Raw genomic sequence first — 20,483 nt, forward strand, 5'->3', positions numbered from 1 at the left:
GCAAAAATGTGCGCCCAGCGGCACACATTTTTTTCATCCGGTCTGATTTTCCTTTAATGAGCTTCGATATAGTTCGGAATAAAATCCTCGCTGCTGCAAAAGCTCATTATGAGAACCTTTTTCAATGATTCTTCCTTCATCAAGTACCAGAATTTGATCACTTTGCTGAATCGTATTCAATCGATGAGCAATGACAAAACTCGTTCTTCCCTCCATCAATCGGTGTAACGCTTCCTGGATTTTCAGTTCGGTAATCGTATCTATACTGCTTGTCGCTTCATCTAAGATTAATAGAACGGGATCTGCTAAAATCGCTCTTGCAATCGATAGAAGCTGGCGCTGCCCCTGACTGATTCCACTACCATCCTGATTCAAAATGGTATCATATTGATCTGGAAGCTTCATGATAAAGGAATGGGCATTTGCAAGCTTGGCTGCATCCACAACTTCTTCATCCCCCGCCTCTAATCGTCCGTAGCGGATATTTTCAAGAATGGTCCCCTGAAATAAAAAAGAATCCTGTAAAACAAATCCCATATGCTTACGGAGGCTGGCTCTCGTTACCTGCCGGATATCCTGGCCGTCGATCAAGATCCGACCACTGTTTGGTTCATAAAAACGGGCAAGCAGATTAATGATTGTCGTTTTACCTGCCCCCGTTGGCCCCACAAGGGCGATGGTTTCTCCTTTTTCAGCATGAAAGCTGACATCATGTATTGTTTGATCCTCTTCATCATATGAAAAGGAAACTCCTTCAAAGTCCACCTCACCACAGACATTCCGAAGTTTACCGGCCTGTTTCTCATCCATTTCCTCTTCTTTTTCATCAAGAATGGCAAATACACGCTCAGCACCAGCAACAGCCGAAAGCAGCGTATTAAATTGGTTAGCCAGGTCATTTAATGGCCGGGTGAATTGCCTTGAGTACTCGGTGAAAATGACAATGACCCCGATGGAAACCGTACCAACGCCACTCAGTGCCAAAAATCCACCGACAGCAGCAATTACCGTAAAGCTTAAGTTGTTCAGTAAATTCATTAGCTTTGGAATCAGCCCTGAATAAGATTGCGATAAAAACCCAGCTTTCTTTAAGTTTTCACTCCGGGTAATAAAATCGCTGATAACTTTATCTTCCTGTGAAAAAGCCTTCACGATCCGCTGTCCGGAAATTGTCTCCTCGATAAACCCGTTCAGTTCCCCAAGATTTTTCTGCTGTTCTTTAAAAAGCTTTCCTGTCCGGTTTGTGATCCATCTCAACCCGAAGAACATAAGCGGAACGATAAAGAGAGTAAGAAGCGTTAGCAATGGGCTCAAATACAGCATCACTCCGATTGTTCCTACCAATGTCAGTATACTTGAAAAAACCTGAATCACAGAACTATTCAAAGTAGAACTGACATTTTCAATATCATTCGTTACCCGACTCATCAATTCCCCATGCTGACGGCGGTCAAAAAAGGGGATCGACAACTGATGAAGCTTTTTAAACAATTGATTGCGCATCACATACACCGTATCCTGCGCAATCCCGATCATCCAATAATTCTGCAACCACATCGAAAGTGAATAGAAAATATAGACCGCAAGAAGCCCGAACAACAGGTTTATTAGCCCTCCGCTATCCTTGGTGACAATATAATCGTCTATGGCCATCCCAACAAGAAAGGGTCCGAGTAATCCCAATACCGAGCTTATTAGTACCATAAGCAGGACATAGAATAGCAGACCTTTATTCGTTGCTAAATAGGGGATTATTCGTTTTATCGTATTCCATGAGTTGGATGGTTTTGACTTTGCATTAGCGGGAGATATTTTTCGACTCAAGTGAAATCCCCTCCTCCCCAAACTGTGAGTGAACGATTTTTCGATAAAGAGTACTTGTTTTAATCAACTCTTCATGTTTTCCTTCCGCAAGCATTTCACCATTTTCAAGCAATAAAATTTTATCTGCCTCCATGGCTGTACTAATTTTTTGTGTAATGATAAGTGTCGTGCATGTATAGGACTTTAAAGCATTAAGCAGTTTACTTTCTGTTTTTAAATCCAGGGCACTTGTACTGTCATCCAGCAGAAGAATCTTCGGTCTACGCACCAATGCCCTTGCAATCGATAACCGCTGTTTTTGCCCACCTGACAGATTCACTCCTTTTTGCCCTAACTGCGTTTCATATTGTTTTGGCAGTTTCATCACGGTCTCGTGAACCTGAGCATGCTCGGCTGCTGTCATAAGCTCTTCCATCGTGGCGTTTTCTTTCCCCCAAGCAATGTTATTCTTTATGGATCCTGAAAAAAGCAAGGCTTCTTGCGGTACATAGCCAATCCTTTTTCTAAGGGAATCCAAGGGAATATTTTTCACATCTTGGCTGTCTATAAAAATGGATCCGCTTTCAACTTCGTACAATCTTGGAATTAGCTGAAATAAGGAGGTTTTCCCTGAGCCTGTCGCTCCGATAATAGCAAGCGATTCTCCCGCTTCAACAGTGAAACTCAAATTTTTCAATACCGGTGTACCACTTCCAGGATAACGGAATGATACATCCTGAAACTCGATGCTTCCTGCTTTAACGGCCCCACTCTGACTTTCCATCTTACCTTCATCTAGATCTATGGGGGTTTCAAATATTTCAGTCACGCGTTCAGCTGAAGCCTTTGCTCGTGAAATGACCATGATCAGCCACGAAAAAACTGAAAGTGATGCTGCAATCCTCGTTGCATAGTTAACAATCGCCACCACTTCCCCGACCTGTATATCTCCAGTTGCAATAAATTCGCTTCCAAGCCAAAGAATGACCAGGATGGCCAAATTCATAACCAGCATCAGCACCGGCATCGTTGTTTCAATTAAACGAAGGGAAGTTACAGTCTTTCTTTTCAACTCGTCATTCGCCTCGTCAAATCGTTTGATTTCATGCTCCTTACGAAGAAAAGCTTTAATTAAGCGCATGCCTATCAGATTTTCCCGCATGACGCTATTAACATTATCGAGCTTTTTCTGGACGAGTTTAAATAGTTTAGCCGCTCGTTTCATAACCCACCCTAAAAAGAACACAAGAATGGGAATCGAAATGACTAACACAAGAGACAGTTTCAAATTGACCGTAATCGCCATGATCGCGCCACCAAGTACAATTAATGGAGCTCTTGCCATGATACGCAGACCCATGAAAACCGTATTTTGAAGCTGAGTCACGTCATTCGTCATCCTTGTAATCAAAGATGAGGTCGGAATGTTATTCAAATTAGCAAAAGAAAACGCCTGAATTTTTCCAAAAAGGCTTTTCCTGACATCATGGCCAAAACTCTGACTCACATGAGATGCTGTAAACGAATTAACGATTCCTCCAAGAAATGAAAAAATAGAAAGTCCCACCATAATGCTTCCCCACTTAATCACTACTGATAGATCTTTCTGTAAAATACCATCATCAATTATTTTTGCAATAAATAGCGGTTGTAACAGTTCAACACCGAGCTCAACAATCATTAAAAATAAAGCGAGAGTAATTAAGAGTCGGTATGGCTTTAGAAATGAGAACAGTTTTTTCATCTATGACACCCTTCAATTCTTCATATGTAGAAAGCATTTTTATCTTTTCATTATACATTTTTATACAGAATTTATAAAAGATTTTGAAATAATTAATAGGATTGGTAAATAACTTGAAATTTTTTTTAGAAATACTCTTGACAAATAACAGGAAATAAGAGAAAATTCTAATTGATAATGATTTTCAATTTCATTATCGATCTCTGAAATTTGATAAGTAAATACGATAATCTATTATCGTACCCTTTTGATATTGTACATAGATACAATGTCGCCCCGGCTTCTCTGTGCCTAGTAAAAATTATATGCTTAGTAGCGAATGCAAGTCACTAGAATATTGCCCCCTCTTTATTCAAGTCATTTTATTCACGTTGAAAGCATATTAGGCAGCCGGGGATTATTTTTTTTGAAAACTAATAAACGTACATATATAGATAAAAGGAGCAGGATGAGCATGAAACTTGAACAAATCATTAAAGAACGGCGCAGTATTAAACGATTTAAGGACATTCCTGTTCCCCTTGATACCATTCAATCCTTATTGGAAACATCGACATGGGCACCTAATCACAAAATGACCCAGCCGTGGCGCTTCATCGTCGTGCAGGGGGATAGCCGTTTAAAACTGGCTGAAGCAACCCGTGCTTTTATGGCAGGCAAGGAAAAGGATCCAGAAAAGAAAAAAGAAGCTGGACAGCGCGGATATAATAAACTAAAAGATGTTCCAATGTTTGTCGCGGTTGTAATGGACGAAAACCCAAATCCGATGACTCGCGAAGAAGATTATGCAGCTACAAGTGCCCTGATTCAGAACTTCAGCCTGCTTGCCTGGGAACAAGGAATCGGAATGATTTGGGAAACATACGGCATGATTCACAGCACAGAGTTCCGTGAAGCTTTAGGCGTAAATCCTGGTGAAAAAATCGTCGGTAGTCTGCACGTTGGCTACCCCGATATGATTCCCACCCCACGTCCACGGAAATCGATTGAACAACTACTAACAGTTATGAACTAACTAAAAAGGAAAGCCTCCAATCTTCAATTTGGAGGCTTTCCTTTTCTTTATTATAGATGTCGATTACGTTTTATAAATAAAACTTCATATGAGACTTTTCCTGTTTATAATAATCCAGCCTTTCCTGTAGTGTTCCCGTATGGAATTCGAACTTATGCCCATCTAAATCAGTAAAATAAATAGACCTTTTATCTCTCTCATTTCTCTCCCTGCCTGTAAGGATATTCACCTGTAAGCTTTCCAGCTTCTCATAGATTTCATCAAAGTCTTTTTCATCAATTGAAAACGCCACATGTGTATATGAATCTTTTATTTCATTTCTTGATATATCCTTTTCTAAATTAAGAGCGATCCACATACCATTCAAATCGAGGTAGGCCGTGGAATTTCCCTTAACTAGCAACTTCGCTCCAAATACAGCTTCGTAAAATTCAGTAGATTTATCTAAATCAGAAACTGAAAATAAAAAGTGATTCAACCCTTTAATATTGATAAACTTCCTCTCCCTTCCTGTAGAAAATAATCATTTGCCACAAAAAAACTATTACATAATCGCGGGAACTTTAATTTTCAGGGAGAATTCTTCACTTTTATAGGTGAAATCCAAATAGCCTTGATGTTTTTTCACGATATCAGCGATGGTTTTCGTTCCCATCCCTTCATGCGGCCCCAATTTCGTGGTTTGACCGTATTTTTCAAACAGTGCATCCAGAATGGGATTAGGTATGGGCAGACTGCTGTTGCTACATGATAAAAGGTACATACCGCTCCGTTTATAAAAATGAAGCGTGATTTGTGCTATCTCCCCTTTTTCCTCCTGCCATGATTCAGCTGCTTCAATCGCATTAGTAAGCACGTTCCCAATCAATGAGACTAGTTCCTGATCCTTTATAGGTAAAGACGAAAGCGGGACATCGAGATGATACACAATTTGTACTTGATTTTCCTTTGCCCTCCGGTACATTTGATGAAGAATCCCGGCAACGACCCCTTTTTCACCTTTAATTGATAGATTCGTTTCTTCAAACACATCTACTAATTCATTTATGTACTCTTTTGCGGTTGCCACCTCGTCACGTTCGATCATAAACTGAAGTGCAGACACGTGCTTCAGAAAATCATGACGCTGACTGCGTACCACCCGGAAGGTTTCATTAACCTGCATCCGTTCTTCTTCCATTTGCTTCTGCTGATTTTTAAGCCGGAGGAAACTTCTCCCCATATTGACCCTAATCATTTCTATCCCTATGAACAAAAGGAAAAGACCCAGATACGCGATTGAAGGTTCTATCCATGCATAAAGTATCGCAACAATCAGCTGCGTGCCTGATAGAATAGCAGTCACATAGTTTCCCAGTGAAATTTGCTTATAGAGGTGAGAATACTTTCGGTAAAGGAAAAAAGCAAGAAAGCAGATGAATATCGCTGATATGTATAGCGGGAAAGGCAAAGAAAGTAATTCTGTTAATCCATAAACATTCCATGCCCCTAATAGAGCCACAATTATCGGTAATGCATTCATAGTCTTCACACCTTAAAAGTATTGAGCTTGCAAAAAGTCCACTCTTTCCTTCGTGATCATCGCCTGCTCCTCGATCCCCTCGAAGTTCACGAGGTAAGAATTTTTTGCATACAAAGAAAAATTTTTCACAAAATGAATGTTAATGATGAATGAACGATGAGATCGGATAAAATCTCTTTCCCGCAACTCACCTTCCAGTTCATTCAAAGTCTGATAGGTTTTAATCGGACCGTTTTTCGTATGTATTGTGGTCGAACGTCCAGAGCGTTCGATGAAAACGATATCCTTTTTTTGTAAAATATGAATATCATTTTTCAGTTTTAAAAAAAGCCTTCCCGCCACTTCAGCTGTTTTTGATTTTTCCAGAAAACGATCGATTGATTTGACGAGCCTATCCTTCGAGTAAGGCTTCATGATATAGTCATGTACATTTAGCTCAAACGCATGGACAGCATACCCACTGGTACCAGTCACAAAAATGACAGCAATATTCAGTGCATGAGAATGAATGATGTCTGCCAATTCATATCCTGACAAATTGGGCATTTCGATATCCGCTATAAGTAAGTCAATCGTTTCCTGCTTAATCTGCTCATAAGCATATTCCGCGGAATCAGTAGAAAAGACAAGCTCGATACCCGGTATCTGGATCACAATACCATTCAGCTTGTCCAAATCAATTCTCCGGTCATCCACAAGTCCTACCTTCATTTTCAACTCTCCTCATCTAAAATTATCTTTATTTTACCATTTAGATTTGGAAAAATGACCTTTTCGCGACAATAAACGGCATTTTCGCGACAAAACTACAGTTTCTCATTTAGTTTATTTGTATGATTAAAACAACCAAAGAGATTGTAGGAGGTACCGAAATGATCGAAATTCATGAAATCACAAAAACGTTCCAAGATAAAAAAATATTTATAACCGCTCTTAAACATGTTTCCCTTGATGTGAGAAGAGGCCAGATTGTCGGATTGCTTGGAGAAAACGGGGCAGGAAAGACAACCTTGCTGCGTTCTATTGCCACACTTTTGACTCCAACAGATGGATATATCAAAGTTGCCGGATTTGATACTTTGGATAACCCGAATGAAATTAAGAAAAGAATCGGCGTCTTGTTCGGTGGTGAAACCGGTTTATATGACCGCTTAACCACACGTGAAAACCTCGCTTACTTCGCCACACTTTACGGATTAAGCAAGCACGAAACAAAAGTACGGATTGAAGAGCTCGCTGTCATGTTCGGGATGAAAGATTATCTCGACCGAAAAGTTGGAGGATTCTCCAAAGGTATGCGTCAAAAGGTCGCCATATCACGTACGCTAATTCATGATCCTGACATCATACTTTTCGATGAGCCGACGACAGGACTTGATATCACTTCATCTAATGTATTTCGCCAGCTTGTTCTTCAACTGAAACAGCAGGGTAAAACGATTATCTTCTCAAGCCATATCATGGAAGAGGTTACTTTACTCTGTGACTCCGTAGCAATGATGCATAAAGGGGAACTGATTTATAAAGGAAAGCTTGAGTCTCTTTATATAGAAGAAAATAGTCGTGACCTGAATTATATTTTCATGTCCAAACTTGTAAGGGGGAACCAATCTCATGTTTCTTAATATGTATGTGAAAGAAATGAAGGAAGCTTTAAGAGATCGTCGCACATTGATTTTGAGTGTATTCCTACCTATTCTCTTATTGACTGGGTTAACACTATTTTACGAAAGTTTGATGACCACAGATGAGAATGAAACCTATACCCTGGCAGTCGATCCGTCATTCAGCAAAGACGGCAAAGCCTTGCTTAGTGATTTTCCACAAATCGAAGTCAAATCATTCGATAACCCGACCAAAGCCATAGAAGAAGGCAAAGCCGCTGCAGCCCTGCAAGTAAGCGACGGTTTCATGGAACAAATTAAAAAGGGCGAACAAGTCACGTTCAGCCTCTCCGGTGACACGTATAGCCAAGATAGTTCTTTCGCCCTTTCACAGGTCGAGTCAGCTTTAACACTTTTTGAAAAGCAAATCATTCAAGAACGGCTGCAAAACATCAATACTGACTCTAGTCTGATTAGTCCGCTGCAAGTCAACATCAAGGAAGTGGGCCTTGATACCGATAACGGGGCGTCACTGAGCATTCTTTCAATCTTTTTACCGATGATTATCACGATGGCCATCAGCACTGGGGCCTACCCGCTTGCCTCTGACTTATTTGCAGGAGAAAAAGACCGCAAAACGATGGAAGCCCTGCTAATGACTCCCGTCAGCCGTGGGAAAATCCTTGTAGCCAAATGGCTTACAATTTCATCCATCGGGGCGCTTGCAGGAATTGTCTCTATTCTAGTAGTCACCTTGGAGCTCATTTTTCTAACGGAAGAACTTAGAAAAGGATTTGATTTCGGTAACGACCTATGGATGATCCTCCCTACTGCCCTATTGATTACGGTATTATTTTCAATGTTCATGGGGGCTTTGCAAATGTCAGCTAGCATTATATCCAAGACCGTCAAGGAATCCCAAAACTATATATCACCGATAACAATGCTCGTCATTATGCCTGCACTATTCTTAGGCGGAACAGGCTTACATGAATTAACAACCAAACACTTCTTGATTCCAATTTTCAATATTTTTGCTCTCTTTAAAGAATTGATTTATGGCGTGATTGATTATCAAAACATCTTCCTTACAGCCAGTAGCCTCATTGTCTCAATTGCTTTATTCTTTGCTGTATCTAGGATTTTATTTTTGAAGGATAAATGGGTATTGAATTAAAGTAGACGCGCTGAACTCTCAGCGCGTCTTTTACCTGGCGAGATTTTTGATTTACAGTAAAAAACCTCCTTTTCAAGGAGGTTTCTAAAATCTCATTCTCAAAAAAACTCGTGATATAAAGCCTGAATTGCCGTCTCTTCACTATGACCTTTTACACCGAACATCATGCTCACCTCAGAAGAGCCTTGGTTGATCATTTCGATGTTGACCTTAGCTTCAGCCAGCGCTTTTGATGCTCTTGCCGTTGTACCCACATTATGACGCATGCCTTCCCCGACAACCATAATTAACGCAAGGTTATGTTCCACAATCACTTCATCAGCATGAAGCTCCTGCTTAATGCGCGAAACGATCTTCTTCTCAGCTTCCTCTGTCATTTGATCCTGCCTTAGTATAAGCGTCACATCATCAATACCGGATGGAATATGCTCATATGAAACCCCGTAATCTTCAAGGATATGAAGCAGTTTGCGTCCAAATCCGACTTCACGGTTCATCAAGTATTTACTAATGTAAATACTGCAAAACCCTTTGTCACTCGCAATCCCAATAACCGGGCCATTCGTATTATCGCGTGTGCTCACAATACGCGTCCCCTGAGCCGCTGGGTTATTCGTGTTTTGGATATGAACAGGAATTCCGGCACGAAATGCAGGAATTAAAGCCTCGTCATGGAACACCGAGAAACCAGCATAAGAAAGCTCACGCATTTCGCGATACGTTAACTCTCGGATCCCCTTTGGATTGGAAACCACGTTTGGATTCACAGCGAAAACGGCATCCACATCTGTAAAATTCTCATACAATTCGGCCTTAACCCCATTGGCAAGAATCGAACCCGTAATATCCGAACCACTCCTTGAGAACGTTAAAACATCGCCATCTAACGTGTAACCGAAGAACCCTGGGAATACTACAATTCCCGGCTCATCACGTAGAGCATATAACCGCTCATATGATTCGGGCAGCACTTTAGTGTATCCATCTTCATCCTTTACAATCAAGCCAGCTTTCTTCGGATCCATATACTGCGCCTCTACCCCACGGCTTTGAAAATAAGCCGCAACCAGCTTCGCATTATTATCTTCACCGCTTGCCTTTAAAGCATCCATATAACGCTTCGGATTATTTTGATCTGCACGTAACAACGTGTGCAAATCTTCACGAATCTCTTTAATGACATCCTCTGAAATATCTAATTCTTCAGCAATACTCGCATACCGAGTGACCACATCTTCTATCAAGAGCTGGCCATTCTCACCGCGCAGTTGCTGTTCGGCAACTTCAATCAATAAATCCGTCACCTTTATATCATCGGAATTGCGTTTCCCTGGAGCCGAAACAACAACAATCTTCCTCTCTGGATCAGAAACCACAATTTCGAATACTTTTTTTAACTGTTCACCTGACGCAAGTGAACTCCCGCCAAACTTCGCAACTTTCATCCCGACATCCCCTATTTTTAAAAATATTCTGTCAAAATCAACTCTCCCTATTATTACGTGTTTTGACAAAACAATCAAGAGTTAATTCCGTTTCACAAGGACATTTGTGTTTTCAATAAAGACAAAGTCGATAAAATTATTGAATGAGGATGCAGAAAAACGTATAATAATCACTCTTCTTTGTAGCACTTTTCACATTTTATACGGTTCATTTACAAAAAAAAACGTCAAAACAAAATACCTAGATTCTGTTTTGACGGGTTAAATTAAATATCTTAGAATCAGTGAATCCCTCGATAGGATTCATCCTGTGTAGCTGTGTTTTTCTGTACTTTTCCCTAACCTAGTAACTGGCGATAACTGCCTAAGAGCACCATTCTTAATGAGCTTTGATTACAGAATGAAGATCCTCTTCTTCTGCATTCGGTGATAGGTACATTGCGTCTGCCAGACAATAGGCTTCGTAACAGTCATTTTTGAAAAATGACCGGAGGGGCTCCAACCGCATAAGAGGCTCCTCTAATGTTTAGCGATTATCTACAGTTTCCGGATACAAGTCGTGATTCATCAAGCGGAAATTCGCCATTTCCTCAAACTTCGTCCCTGGTTTCCCGTAGTTTGTGTATGGATCAATAGAAATTCCGCCCCTAGGTGTGAACTTGCCCCAGACTTCAATATATTTCGGATCCATCAACTCGATTAAATCGTTCATGATGATGTTCATGCAATCTTCGTGGAAATCACCATGGTTGCGGAAGCTGAACAAATAAAGCTTCAAAGACTTGCTTTCGACCATCTTCACACTAGGAATATAGCTAATGTAAATGGTTGCAAAGTCCGGCTGGCCAGTAATTGGACATAGGCTAGTAAACTCCGGACAATTGAACTTGACAAAGTAATCCCGGTTCGGATGCTTGTTATCGAACGACTCCAAAATTTCAGGCGCATAGTCGAATGTATATTTTGTGCCTTGATTCCCAAGTAATGTGATATCTTTTTTTAATTCTTCTTCTTTTCTTCCAGACATAAAAAGTCCTCCTCTTCCACGTTTCACAGGGAGATTCATAAAGTGGGCCTCTATATAACAAAAACCATATCTCCTCAAAGATATGGTTGATTCGCGAAAAATATCAAAGCCATAGTTTTTTTAAGAGGGTGATGCTATGAACCTCTCCCGTTTTTCGGGAAATATTTTAAAATTGTCATAGTAAATATAGAAAAAAATATCTAATCTGTCAATCATACTTTTTTAATTTAGTTTGATTCCTACATGTATTCAGCTTAAAATGTAGAAGAAGTTTATCCTACATGAAGGAAGAGATTAAAGTAATGTGGATCTTTGCAGCACTCATCACCAGTTTGTGTTTCGGAATCAATAACAGCATTTTTAAATGGAGTAGCGGAAAGGGTTACTCAAAGGTACATATCCAATTTTTCTTTTATTTTGTAGCTTTTATTTTGTCCATAATTTATGGAGTACTTGTGGATGGTTTGAACCTGAACTTGCTTTCTATCATGCTAGGTGCAGCAATTGGTGTACTGAACACTAATGGAAATATCCAGATGGCAAGCGCCTTTGAAAAAGGTCCGGCAAGTTTGACATCTCCACTAATTGCAGCGAATGCAATATTCCCCATTCTCTGTGCAGCATTAATTTTTCACGAACATATTTCTTCCTTGCAGTGGAGTGGAATAGCCTGCATGCTTCTCGCTACCTTAGTCATTCAGTATACACCTAATGCTAAAGGTAATCATCAATATTTACCTTGGATTATGCACACTTTATTTTCCATTTTATCTTTTGGTGTGCTCGGCATCTTAATGACGACATCAACACGTCTTCATTTAAACTCCCTTGATATTCTAGTATCAATGTATGGGGGCGGAACTCTTTATCTTCTTTCGGCTTTGGCCTTTAAGAATGAAAAAATCAAGCTACAAGAAGTTAAAATTGGTTCCTTAGTAGGTTTTTTAAGCATCATAGCCTATGGATGTTATTTCTTTGCGTTGAATAGCGGCATCGCAAGCATCATTTTCCCTGTCGTCAGCCTAAATTGTTTAGTGGTCGTATTTGCTGGATGTTATTTATTCAAAGAAAAACTAAAATCCTATCAAATTGCCGGCGTATTTGCAGCCTTAATCGGAATTATCTTAACCAAAATTTGAATAATAAATTTTCTAAAACAACCTGCCTGTTATGCAAACTAGCCAGGTTGTTTTTATTTGGGAAATAGGGTCTGACCCCTACACAACAAACCTTTAACACTGATACAACAATCTTTATGCACATACAAAATCTCGGGAAATGGGGTCTGGCCCCAAAAAGTGTTGACATTTCTTTTTAAATATCAGATAATTATGAATATTAAATCTTCACATTCATTGCTTTCGAAATGTTTGAAAAATATTCATCTTTGGGAATAAAAGAAGTACGTACAATACTCCCATTTAATACTGAATTAAGAAAGGAAAGATGCATAATGGTAAAAGTTACAGTAACAGTTGATTTCCAAGGAAAATCTTATCAAACTAACGTCCTTACTAAACCAGGTACTAATCAAGAAGAAATTTTACAACAAGCCCTTCATCAAGTGGAAAAACAATGGAAAGCATAAAAAAGCAGGCTTCGTTTTAGAAACCTGCTTTTTTTATTACCTTTTCAGATGTAATTTACCTAAATTACTTTTTACATGCACTTATACTAATAAACAAATTAACCCTTTTCAATACTGTTTTATTTATGTACTTCTATTGTTTTATTATCCTAATGCATTTTTTTGAATTTTTTCTATTCGAAGAACCCCTCGATTTCAATCCCCCCACTTTTAATTATTTTTTCCATATGATACTAATATAAAGACGTCAGTTTGTGAACGCTTTTACACTCAATCTGAATAACTAGTAATTTTTAGTATTTTCAATAAAGAAGGAAAGAAAGGTCCCTAAATGAACAGGGCTTTATTAACTATAACTTTTACCATCGAATAAAAAAATGGATTACACAATAAATAATTTTAGAAAAAAAGACAGTCTTTTTAAAGACCGTCTTTTTTTATGTTCCTTTTAAACAAAATCCCTTATTACTGGCATAGAACGTTCTTGCAGGCTATCGGAAAGCAAACTATACGCAACTAACTTCTTCTTGTACTGTTTGACTACATCCACGTGGTCGTTGTAAATGTACACAAGTAACCTAACATCCTTTTTGCCTCTTTTAGTATCAATGACTAATGGGGTCCCACTGTTTTCTGGATGTAAAAACAATTGCTCGTTCCCTGGAAATATATGATTTTTTTTCAAAAATTTAGCTTCATTAAAATAATTAATAACTTGAATTTTATCTTCACCTTCCAAGCGTTTTCCGTCAAAGGTTACGATGCAATTCGCGTCACTAAGTTCTGAATGCAGTTTAAATTTGCTTATAATCCAATTCACTGCATCGGTTGGAAGACAGGTAACTAATAGCTTAACCAAGCTTATGAGAATTGTTAAAATCAAAACAGGCAATGTCATATTTCATCATCTCCGCTAAGTTCTAAATTAATTATTATATCCCTTATTATATCAAAGGGGGCGGACAGTATTTCTTTGAAGATGTGACCGTTCTATTAACGTTTCACTTATTGTGAAACGTTGTACTTAAACAAACGGGTTCTTGAAGAAGGGCACTAAAGATACGAAGACGTAGATTAATGCTTAACCAGTCTAAAACGTACACAGTATAGTAGAAATTAAGGAAATTATAGAAGCCACTAAATTATTTTAACGGCTTGTTGCTTTCTTTTTTATATAAAAGGATGATTATTATTCTCTTCAAAACCCGGAAGAATTATTAAAGGCATTACCATTACCCTCTCCTCCAAATGAATCTAAGGTAAGCCCGTCGATAATCCGATCAAACAGTAAAAGACCCAATAAAGGGGCCGCTATCTCGTCCTAGAAATAATGAGCAATGATCAGGGTAAAAACTCAACATTTATTATTTAAATTATTATGAAAAAAGATGTTTTTTTTTGAAGATTCCTCGAATTTTCAAGGAATTCTTGTGTATAACGAATCTAGCTCCTATCTTCTTACCCATATTTTCTACCATTCCCTGTAAATAAAACATTCTGAAATGGTTATACTAAACTTAATTGGTTCATCTTCATCCTTCATAACAATACAAATTTCTATGATGAAGTGAATAGAATGATATATAAATTCCAAAACTTACTATAATTAAATACAAAAAAACTGGGCGTCATCAAGACGCCCAGTTTTGTAGGAATGGATTATTGATATCCCCAAATCATTGTTAGCATTGTACCGAAAATTGTAACCAATGCAACAAACAATCCGTAATAAACGTTTGTGTAAATCGATGCTTTATCCTCAGACTCTCCTGCATGCATGAACATTACCAATTGAAGTGCTGCTTGCATGAAGGCTGTAACAAGTAGGATGATCATTGCCATTTTAAGTGAGAGATCAAACACTATAACTGATAGTGCAACCAAAGTCAGGATTAGTGAAAAGGCAAATCCCATAACTTGGCCCCGTGGGAATAATTGTTTCATATTACATCATTCCTTTCAGGTAGACGAAACTGAAGATGAAAATCCAGACAACGTCTAAGAAATGCCAGTAAAGAGAAAAGATGAAAGCTTTGTTTGCTGTTTCTGGAATCAGACCGCGTTTTTTAACCTGCAGAATGATGAATGTTCCCCAGAATAAACCAAGTGTAACGTGAGCTCCATGCGTACCTAGTAACGTAAACAAACTAGATAAGAAAGCACTTGTTTGAATCGTTGCTCCTTCATGTACATACTCCACGAATTCATAGATTTCGACTCCCAAAAAGCCTAAACCAAGAATTAGAGTAATAACGAAGAAACTAAGCATCGCTTTCTTACTACCAAGTCTCATTGCATTGATTCCAAGTCCAATGGTAAAACTACTAGTTAAAAGAAAAATTGTTTGAAGCATTAGGGTTGGTACTTTAAAAAGGTGTTCCCCTGTTGGACCATTTCCAGTACCGTTAACTAATACAAAATAAGTGGCGAACAGTGTAGCGAAAAGAGCTATTTCTGCTCCTAGGAAAATCCAGAACCCAAAAATCTTTAAGCGATTTTCTTCCGTGCTATATTCTAGTGGCAGCGAGTTATCTATTTTCATTACTTAGCACCTCGCAATTTATTTTCAGTTTCTTCAATCTCTTCAACGGAGATATAACGTCCGTGATCTTTTTCGAATGAACGGTGAGCCATACAAGCAAAGATACCAAGTGTTGCAATGATTGCAATGATCCACATGCTGAATACCATTGCAAAGCCCCAAACGAAGAAGATACAGCTCATGATAAACGGCACGCCACTGTTATTTGGCATATGAATCTTTTCTACTTTACCGCCAAATAATTTAAAGCCCTTTTTCTTAGAATCCCAGAATGCTTCTGTAGAATCAACTGTAGGCACAATTGCAAAGTTATATTCTGGTATTGGTGTATGAGTAGCCCACTCTAGAGAACGTGCATCCCATGGATCGTTTGAAATATTTCTTGATGCATAACGAGTACTCCAATAGATGTTGTACACAATAAGCGCGAACCCTATTGCTAAGCCAATCGCTCCAACGAAAGAGAGCATATTCAATGGACCATAGCCTGTTGATTCAGAGTACGTATACATACGACGTGCTTGCCCATCCAAACCAGTGATGAACATCGGGAAGAATGTTACATTAAAGCTGATTGTAATGAACCAGAACGACCATTTCCCAATTTTTTCGCTCAACATGAAACCAAACATTTTTGGCCACCAGTACGTGAAACCAGCAAGTACGGCAAATACAGTACCAGGGATTAAAACGTAGTGGAAGTGAGCTACTAAGAACATTGTATTATGGTATTGGTAGTCAGCACTTGCCATGGCAAGCATAACCCCTGTTACCCCACCGAGCGTGAAAATCGGAATGAAAGCTAGAGAGTATAACATTGGAACAGTAAAAACGATTTTACCTTTCCAAAGCGTGAACAACCAGTTGAAAATCTTAACACCGGTCGGAACGGCAATTGCCATCGTGGTAATCGAGAAGATACCATTAACCATTGCACCGTGACCCATTGTATAGAAATGGTGAGCCCATACAACGAAAGATAGAGTAGAAATAGCTACCATAGAGATAACCATCGAATTATATCCGTACAGGTTACGACGTGCAAAAGTTGAAATGATTTCACTGTAAATACCGAATGCCGGAAGAATAACTATATAAACTTCAGGATGTCCCCAAACCCAGAACAAGTTTGCCCAAAGCATATCGCTACCGCCATTGGCCATCGTAAAGAATTGAGTTCCGAATAGACGATCCATTGTCATCAACGCAAGTGCCACTGTCAATACAGGGAAAGCGAAAACGATAATGAAGTTTGTGATCAAGATAGACCATGTGAACATTGGCATTTTCATTAAGTTCATACCAGGTGCTCTCATTTTCAAGATGGTTACGATAAAGTTGATACCAGTCAGTAATGTACCGATACCAGCTATTTGAATTGCAATCGCGTAATAGTTCGAACCTACTGATTCACTGAAATCGTTACTTGCCAGCGGGAAGTAAGATGTCCAACCTGCATCAGGAGAACCACCGACTACGAAAGAGATGTTAAATAGCATTGCCCCCATGAAGAATAACCAGAAGCTTACTGCGTTTAGACGTGGGAATGCTACGTCACGCGCTCCAATTTGTAATGGTGTAACAATGTTCATTAACCCAATGATAAATGGCATAGCCATGAACAGGATCATGACGACCCCGTGTGTTGTAAATATTTCATTATAATGCTGTCCATCCAACAAACCGTTATCAGGCACAGCCGTTTGAGCACGCATCATGATAGCATCGGCGCCACCACGGAAAAGCATAAGTAGTGCTGACAAGATGTACATGATACCAATACGTTTATGGTCAACCGTTGTTAACCACTCACGCCATAAGTAACCCCATTTTTTAAAATAGGTAATTCCGGCAACAACCGCAATCATGGTTAAGCCAATGGCAACCATGGATGCATAAATTGCAGGACTTGGATGAGGTACGGCAAATCGATCAAAGTAATCCATACTTTTGTGACTCCTTTCAGGAAAATATTCCTTATCTTGTAAACCTAGTTGTTTTATCGAACGAAATTAATTCTTAGTGATCATGATTCATGTTGCTGTGTTCTGAATGTTCCTCGTGTGAATCTTTGGAATCATTTTCTTCAGTATCAGAAGATCCGTGGTCATGACCAGCATGTTCCCCTTCAGGAGCTGGAGAAAACTCTAAGTGAGTTCCAGTGTAAGTGGATTGTCCCACATGACCAGGTTCTAATAATTTATTGAATTTTTCCTCAGTAAGCGGTTTAGCAGTAGCTTTAATTTCATCTACCCACTTATCGTATTCTTTTGCAGACAGTACATTAACGTTGAACGTTTGCTGAGCAAAACCTGAACCACTGAAGTTTGAATTTCGACCCATATACTCTCCTGGTACATCAGCTGCTAAGTGCAACGTGTTAACCATGTCCGACATCGCGTATTTTTGTCCTCCAAGTTGTGGAATCCAGAAACTAGAGATTGGTCCGAATGAATAAAGTTTAAATTCAATTGGTCGGTTAGTCGGTAAAAACAGATAGTTAACTGTTTCGATATCTTCTTCCGGATAACTAAAATGCCACTTCCAGTTAGAAGATGAAGCATAAATAACTAACGGTTCTTGCTCTTGGTATCCTTTAGGTGTTGCCTCAACTTCATTTGTTGTTTTAACAGTAACAACTGATAGGAAAGCGACGATTAAAATTGGGATCGCAACCCAAATTATTTCAAGAACCTTACTTCCTTCAATATGAGGTGGTTCATAATCATCACGCTGTTTGGAAGCACGATATTTCATTATCATGAAGATATACAGTACAATAACGACAAGAACGACAAAGGCCATTGTCCATATCGAAATCATAATAACATCTGCTTGTGTTGCAGCTACTGGCCCTTTAGGGTCCAAGACCATTAATGGGTTATCGCAACCGGTTAGCACAGTGGCAATAGTAAAAAGTATAGTTAATAAAGCCCATTTTATTTTCATAGTACTACCCCTTTCTTACATAATAAAATTCCTATTGGTAATTATTCGGACAAAGTGTTACCATGTTCACAAACCCCGACATACCAATATTAATCCCAAGTGTATAAAAAGACAATACAAAGTGACATCTGTCACATAAAGTTCATGAAAGAGCAGTAAGAAGATGGTAACTGAACTGAAATGTTCGAAAATCTTTATGAAATGAAATATAATAAATGTTTAATATCTTACTTACGGAGAATTCGCTTATTAGTGAGGATTTGCAAGTATCCCCGGTTTATTTTCCATATAATGTTACTTTAATATAATGAATTTTCACATTATATTCTTCCTCGTACATTACTCAAGACCTGATTTAAATTACCGAATATTTAGAATTTTATTACCTCTCCTGTTAAGAAGATAGCTATCAATGGAATCGTTATTGGATGTTGATGGTATCCAGGATTAAAAACGAATTTTTCTCACTCGACCATGGACTCGGTAACGGCATTGTATATGATGTTGTGTTCCCTGCTTCATTACCCTTGTCGTACAACACTTGCCCTTAAATATATATAAGGAAACAAAGAGTGTGAAATGAACATTTTGATCCTTTATGATGCCTACTTGAATGCCTTTCTAGGACATTTGCTGTGGCACATTTAGCCATTCTAATAGGCTTGGTTAAAATAGGGGAAAGGAAAATGGGGGCTTGTACTCTATAATCGGGTTAATCTTATTTAAGAACAATAATAAAATATGATTGGTAATCAGGTTCCTTCTTCTCGCAATACTTATTGCCCTGTCAGTATTACTTTTCCTAAACTGCTGTTTAGTCCTGTCCTCCTATTTTTGCGGGAGCAGGCTATTTGTGTTTTGTAAATATGAATGGGGCATGAAAAAGGGATATCCTTTCACACCTCAAAATTTATAAAGTGACCAGGGGGCAGGCCGTTTCTCCACATGTTACTTCTAGCGCATTAGTCCATTCACTTTTCTGGAATTCCTCCACCTACGAATAAAGGAAACTCACTACTTAAATATCCAATTTTGACAACTGCATCCCTTTTGTTTCTTTTATTATATGCACATAGAAAAACCACGAAAAATGGACCTTTTTAAAGTGTCCATTTTTCGTGGTATAGATCAGAGTTCAGAATGTAGAGTTAGAACTTTTCATTCAGGAATGTAGTGAGTTTGGTGTGGATGGCCAAGCCATGTTGTATGTACACATATTCTAAATCAACTGGATTTGGATCATTGAATATGCTTTCATTGTTGGAGCACTTGTTTACTAGTTGGTTACGCTTTAATCGTGTACAACCTACTGCCATACCCAAGAAATATTTCAAGCGATCCTTTGAATACACGTTCTCTAGAGTGGGCTACTCTCTGTTCCCAGTTCCAGAATACAACTTCACTATCGTACCGACAGCTGATTCTTCACTAGCATTCCGGATGTAGATTCATCTACCTGAAAGGAAATTTGAGTATGAAACAGTTATTTCCACGTAGACATGTAATGGGGTTCATATTCTCCATGGTTCTTACAGCCGTAGCTCTTGGTGTTGATATATATGACCTTTCTTTCAGAACAGGAATGATAGTCCTTATAGTAGCTTCATTCCTGCAAGTAGCGAACAAATAGTTATGTTCATGCATGTTTGTGAATCTGATGAAGAAGGCCATCTATACAAACGTTTATTACCCTCTATTAATTGCTTTAGTTACTGAATTCGGTACTTCTTTTTGTTTTAACTTTTGAATTTATTTTTATGATTTTAGTTGTTTCCGGTACAACTCTTTCACCCTTATGTGTGTTCATCACCATTTCTTCTGTCAGGACAAAAAATATACCAACTAGGAAAATGGCAGCTGCGCTTAATGTAATGGCCATTCCAACAGCAGTTAAAATATAATCCTTATTGTAATCGCTTACAAATAAACTTAAAGCAAAAATAATAATTCCGATTACACAACCTGTGCCTGATACCCACTTCACTGCATCTAACATCTTCTGATTAGCTTCCATTATTTCATCCCCTTTCTTTCTATTTTATGACATTTCACAAATTTGTCAAACTT

At 38.7% G+C, this 20,483-nt stretch carries 20 protein-coding genes and 1 riboswitch; of the genes, 7 read left to right on the plus strand and 13 right to left on the minus strand.

The window, feature by feature from the left end; all coding sequences use genetic code 11:
* Positions 1 to 33: 33 nt before the first annotated feature.
* Together JFV29_RS10650 and JFV29_RS10655 are read right to left on the minus strand one after the other, a co-directional pair.
* Positions 34 to 1,824 (minus strand): ABC transporter ATP-binding protein, encoded by a 1,791-nt coding sequence (locus JFV29_RS10650; RefSeq protein ID WP_201183122.1) that lies wholly within the window; start codon positions 1,822 to 1,824, stop codon positions 34 to 36.
* Entirely contained in the window at positions 1,799 to 3,547 is a 1,749-nt protein-coding gene (locus JFV29_RS10655; RefSeq protein WP_201183123.1) for an ABC transporter ATP-binding protein, read from the minus strand. Before JFV29_RS10655 ends, JFV29_RS10650 begins: the two co-directional genes overlap by 26 nt.
* A 454-nt stretch (positions 3,548 to 4,001) precedes the next feature.
* On the opposite strand from JFV29_RS10655, the gene JFV29_RS10660 reads away from it, so the two are divergent.
* The gene (locus tag JFV29_RS10660) at positions 4,002 to 4,562 is read left to right on the plus strand and encodes a nitroreductase family protein (protein WP_053344308.1); all 561 of its coding nucleotides are present in this window, start codon (positions 4,002 to 4,004) and stop codon (positions 4,560 to 4,562) included.
* Between the two features lie 70 nt (positions 4,563 to 4,632).
* On the opposite strand, the gene fosB is transcribed toward JFV29_RS10660, so the two are convergent.
* Genes fosB through JFV29_RS10675 form a run of 3 tightly spaced genes read right to left on the minus strand, consistent with a single transcriptional unit; the run spans position 4,633 to position 6,795 of the window.
* Entirely contained in the window at positions 4,633 to 5,055 is a 423-nt protein-coding gene (gene fosB / locus JFV29_RS10665) for a metallothiol transferase FosB (protein WP_201183522.1), read from the minus strand.
* A gap of 51 nt (positions 5,056 to 5,106) precedes the next feature.
* The gene (locus JFV29_RS10670; RefSeq protein ID WP_201183124.1) at positions 5,107 to 6,084 is read right to left on the minus strand and encodes a sensor histidine kinase; all 978 of its coding nucleotides are present in this window, start codon (positions 6,082 to 6,084) and stop codon (positions 5,107 to 5,109) included.
* Between the two features lie 12 nt (positions 6,085 to 6,096).
* Complete coding sequence (locus JFV29_RS10675; protein ID WP_201183125.1) at positions 6,097 to 6,795, minus strand: LytR/AlgR family response regulator transcription factor; 699 nt, start codon at positions 6,793 to 6,795, stop codon at positions 6,097 to 6,099.
* Positions 6,796 to 6,956: 161 nt separating this feature from the next.
* On the opposite strand from JFV29_RS10675, the gene JFV29_RS10680 reads away from it, so the two are divergent.
* Together JFV29_RS10680 and JFV29_RS10685 are read left to right on the plus strand one after the other, a co-directional pair.
* On the plus strand, positions 6,957 to 7,709 hold the full coding sequence (locus JFV29_RS10680; protein WP_201183126.1) for an ATP-binding cassette domain-containing protein: 753 nt from the start codon (positions 6,957 to 6,959) through the stop codon (positions 7,707 to 7,709).
* Entirely contained in the window at positions 7,699 to 8,865 is a 1,167-nt protein-coding gene (locus JFV29_RS10685) for an ABC transporter permease (protein WP_201183127.1), read from the plus strand. Before JFV29_RS10680 ends, JFV29_RS10685 begins: the two co-directional genes overlap by 11 nt.
* A gap of 98 nt (positions 8,866 to 8,963) precedes the next feature.
* On the opposite strand, the gene JFV29_RS10690 is transcribed toward JFV29_RS10685, so the two are convergent.
* Both JFV29_RS10690 and queF read right to left on the minus strand, forming a co-directional pair.
* Complete coding sequence (locus tag JFV29_RS10690) at positions 8,964 to 10,310, minus strand: aspartate kinase (protein WP_053344305.1); 1,347 nt, start codon at positions 10,308 to 10,310, stop codon at positions 8,964 to 8,966.
* Between the two features lie 526 nt (positions 10,311 to 10,836).
* Positions 10,837 to 11,337 carry a preQ(1) synthase gene (queF, locus tag JFV29_RS10695; RefSeq protein WP_053344304.1) on the minus strand — a complete coding sequence of 167 codons (501 nt, stop codon included), beginning with the start codon at positions 11,335 to 11,337 and terminating at the stop codon, positions 10,837 to 10,839.
* 105 nt (positions 11,338 to 11,442) lie between these two features.
* Positions 11,443 to 11,488: riboswitch (PreQ1 riboswitch) on the minus strand.
* A gap of 130 nt (positions 11,489 to 11,618) precedes the next feature.
* On the opposite strand from queF, the gene JFV29_RS10700 reads away from it, so the two are divergent.
* The gene (locus JFV29_RS10700; protein ID WP_242486813.1) at positions 11,619 to 12,476 is read left to right on the plus strand and encodes a DMT family transporter; all 858 of its coding nucleotides are present in this window, start codon (positions 11,619 to 11,621) and stop codon (positions 12,474 to 12,476) included.
* 314 nt (positions 12,477 to 12,790) lie between these two features.
* On the plus strand, positions 12,791 to 12,925 hold the full coding sequence (locus JFV29_RS10705; RefSeq protein WP_098176965.1) for a BA3454 family stress response protein: 135 nt from the start codon (positions 12,791 to 12,793) through the stop codon (positions 12,923 to 12,925).
* A gap of 448 nt (positions 12,926 to 13,373) precedes the next feature.
* Here JFV29_RS10705 and JFV29_RS10710 read toward each other — a convergent pair whose 3' ends face one another.
* The 5 genes from JFV29_RS10710 to qoxA form a co-directional block, all read right to left on the minus strand.
* On the minus strand, positions 13,374 to 13,823 hold the full coding sequence (locus JFV29_RS10710) for a YfmQ family protein (protein ID WP_201183128.1): 450 nt from the start codon (positions 13,821 to 13,823) through the stop codon (positions 13,374 to 13,376).
* Between the two features lie 761 nt (positions 13,824 to 14,584).
* The gene (gene qoxD / locus JFV29_RS10715) at positions 14,585 to 14,869 is read right to left on the minus strand and encodes a cytochrome aa3 quinol oxidase subunit IV (RefSeq protein WP_053344301.1); all 285 of its coding nucleotides are present in this window, start codon (positions 14,867 to 14,869) and stop codon (positions 14,585 to 14,587) included.
* A 1-nt stretch (position 14,870) separates the two neighbouring features.
* Positions 14,871 to 15,467: a cytochrome aa3 quinol oxidase subunit III gene (qoxC, locus tag JFV29_RS10720; RefSeq protein ID WP_053344300.1), complete on the minus strand. Its 597-nt coding sequence runs from the start codon at positions 15,465 to 15,467 to the stop codon at positions 14,871 to 14,873.
* Entirely contained in the window at positions 15,467 to 17,413 is a 1,947-nt protein-coding gene (gene qoxB / locus JFV29_RS10725; protein WP_201183129.1) for a cytochrome aa3 quinol oxidase subunit I, read from the minus strand. The genes qoxC and qoxB overlap by 1 nt, the downstream gene beginning before the upstream one ends.
* Before the next feature lie 73 nt (positions 17,414 to 17,486).
* Positions 17,487 to 18,416 (minus strand): cytochrome aa3 quinol oxidase subunit II, encoded by a 930-nt coding sequence (qoxA, locus tag JFV29_RS10730; RefSeq protein ID WP_201183130.1) that lies wholly within the window; start codon positions 18,414 to 18,416, stop codon positions 17,487 to 17,489.
* A gap of 1,206 nt (positions 18,417 to 19,622) precedes the next feature.
* On the opposite strand from qoxA, the gene JFV29_RS10735 reads away from it, so the two are divergent.
* Both JFV29_RS10735 and JFV29_RS30330 read left to right on the plus strand, forming a co-directional pair.
* On the plus strand, positions 19,623 to 19,862 hold the full coding sequence (locus JFV29_RS10735; protein ID WP_201183131.1) for a hypothetical protein: 240 nt from the start codon (positions 19,623 to 19,625) through the stop codon (positions 19,860 to 19,862).
* Positions 19,863 to 19,890: 28 nt separating this feature from the next.
* The gene (locus JFV29_RS30330; protein ID WP_242486814.1) at positions 19,891 to 20,046 is read left to right on the plus strand and encodes a hypothetical protein; all 156 of its coding nucleotides are present in this window, start codon (positions 19,891 to 19,893) and stop codon (positions 20,044 to 20,046) included.
* Positions 20,047 to 20,121: 75 nt separating this feature from the next.
* Here JFV29_RS30330 and JFV29_RS10745 read toward each other — a convergent pair whose 3' ends face one another.
* Positions 20,122 to 20,430 (minus strand): hypothetical protein, encoded by a 309-nt coding sequence (locus tag JFV29_RS10745; protein ID WP_201183132.1) that lies wholly within the window; start codon positions 20,428 to 20,430, stop codon positions 20,122 to 20,124.
* Positions 20,431 to 20,483 lie beyond the last annotated feature (53 nt).

Source organism: Peribacillus sp. TH16, assembly GCF_016651095.1.
Classification (GTDB): Bacteria; Bacillota; Bacilli; order Bacillales; family DSM-1321; genus Peribacillus; species Peribacillus butanolivorans.